At 50.0% G+C, this 2,442-nt stretch carries 2 protein-coding genes; both read left to right on the forward strand.

Annotated elements, in window-relative coordinates; translation table 11 throughout:
- Positions 1 to 249 precede the first annotated feature (249 nt).
- On the forward strand, positions 250 to 1,914 hold the full coding sequence (locus tag QZ105_RS10380; RefSeq protein ID WP_293729845.1) for a ribonuclease J: 1,665 nt from the start codon (positions 250 to 252) through the stop codon (positions 1,912 to 1,914).
- A 30-nt stretch (positions 1,915 to 1,944) separates the two neighbouring features.
- Positions 1,945 to 2,442, forward strand: a 498-nt coding sequence (locus tag QZ105_RS10385; protein ID WP_293729846.1) for a DNA translocase FtsK 4TM domain-containing protein, incomplete at its 3' end; no start/stop codon positions are given.

Below are 2,442 nucleotides of genomic sequence, written 5' to 3' on the forward strand. Positions count from 1 at the left end.
CCTATTTTATTATACCAAAAAAGGCCGCCTCTCGGCGACCTTTTTCGACAGTCTGACTCCCCCGGCGATTGCTGGGGGAGTTTTTGCTCTGTCACTGATTTTTTACAAAATTAAATGCTGACTATTTGTCATAAGCCTATCTTTAGTGTATAATATAAAAGAGAGTATGTGTGCGGACACAGTATCAATAATAAAAGTTCTACATTTGTACGGATATAATGCAAAACAAAACATGGAGGTGTATTTTTTTTGGGAAAATTTCAACATAAGGTTCAGATAATCCCGTTAGGCGGTTTGGGCGAAATTGGTAAAAACATGACCGTCTTTCGTTATGGCGACGATATGATTTTAATCGATGCAGGCTTAATGTTCCCTGAGGACGATATGCTGGGCATCGATCTGGTCATTCCCGATATTACATATTTATTGGAAAATAAGGACAAACTAAAGGGCATCTTTTTGACTCACGGACATGAGGACCACATTGGCGCGCTGCCCTATGTAATGAAGCAAATTGACGTTCCCGTTTATGGTACCGCACTTACTCTTGGCATTTTGCAGGGCCGTTTGAAGGAAAACGGCGTCGGCTCGGAAAATTTGCACACAATTAAGCCCGGCGATAAGATTACGGCCGGAGCCTTCAAAATGGATTTTATCCGCGTCAACCACAGCATTCCCGACGCGGTAGCTATCGCTATCAACACTCCCATCGGTACGATTATTCATACCGGCGACTTTAAGATAGACCATACGCCCGTGGATGGGCAGGTAACTGAATTTAATAAATTCGCGGAATACGGCGACCGCGGCGTGCTGGCTTTGCTGGCCGACAGCACCAACGCCGAGCGTCCCGGCTTTACTCCCAGTGAAAAGATGGTGGGCAAGACCTTTGACGATGAATTTCGTTACGCCAAGAACCGCATTATCGTGGCTACCTTCTCGTCCAATGTGCACCGTATTCAGCAGGTTATCGACGCCGCTATGAAATACGACCGCAAGGTGGCGGTTATCGGCCGCAGCATGGTTAACGTCGTTACCATCGCCAAGGAGCTGGGCTATTTGAAGGCTCCCGACGGTGAGATTATCGATATTGACGAAACGCATAACTATACTCCGGACAAGATCGTTATTATTACCACCGGCAGTCAGGGCGAGCCTATGAGCGCCTTGACCCGCATGGCTATGAGCGACCATAAAAAGGTGGACATTATGCCGGGCGATACGGTAATTATTTCCGCTACGCCGATTCCGGGCAACGAAAAGCTGGTTTCCCGTACTATCGACCATTTGTATAAGCTGGGCGCTGAGGTAATTTACGAAAAGAGCAACGGCGTACACGTTTCCGGTCACGCCAGCCAGGAAGAAATTAAGCTTATGCACAATCTGGTGCGTCCGAAATTCTTCGTTCCCGTGCACGGCGAGTTCCGGCATTTGATTAAGCATGCCAACATTGCCAAAAGCTTGGGCATGCCTAAGGAAAATATTGTTATCGGTGAAAACGGCTGCATTATTGAATTAACGAAGAACAGCATCGGCATTAACGGCCGGGTGCCTTCCGGCAAGGTGCTGGTGGACGGTCTGGGCGTGGGCGACGTAGGCAATATCGTTCTGCGCGACCGCCGTCAGCTTTCTCAGGACGGTATTATGATTGTGGTAGTGACTATCGAGAAGGAAACCTGCCGCGTAGTTTCCGGCCCGGATATCGTTTCCCGCGGTTTTGTGTATGTGCGCGAGGCCGAAGGACTGATGGACGAGGCTCGCGATAAGGTGCAGCTGGCCTTGGAGCGCTGCGAGGAAAACGGCGTTTCCGAATGGCCGACTATTAAATCCACCGTGCGCGACAGCTTGGGACGCTTCCTGTATGAAAGAACGCGCCGCCGTCCTATGATTTTACCGATTATCATGGAAATTTAAACGACGCCGATAAGCTTGAGGAGATAAAAATTGTTTAGGGATAAAAGCAAACAGAAGCAAAAACAGAATAGTGGTTCTGGCTCCGCCTTGTGGGCGAGCGGCTTCTTGCTGGCAGCGGGCGCTGCCTCGGCGGCGGCTTTTATTGCCGGAACAGAAAACGGCATAGTGGGCTTTGCCGCCAAATTTCAGTCCTATCTTTTGGGCAGATGCGTCCTTTTATTGCCTGCCAGCTGCTTTTTGCTGTCCTGGAAATTATTTTGGGACGGCAAAATCCCCGTTTTTCACAAAAAAACACTGGGAATATTTTTGGTGATGCTGTGCCTTTTAGGCACAGCTCATCATGTTTTTATACCTGTAAACCAAGAACTGACGCCCCATACGCTGCCGGAGGGCGGCGGACTGCTGGGCGGGCTGTTGGCCCTGGCGCTGCACCGCAGCGTGGGGGAGAGCGGCAGCTGGCTGGCGTTGGGAGCCGCGTGGCTGCTGGCTTTGGGACTGCTGCTTGCCGGTGGCAGTATTTGGCAGGCT

The sequence above is a fragment of the uncultured Phascolarctobacterium sp. genome (assembly GCF_905212365.1).
Taxonomy (GTDB): Bacteria; Bacillota; Negativicutes; order Acidaminococcales; family Acidaminococcaceae; genus Phascolarctobacterium_A.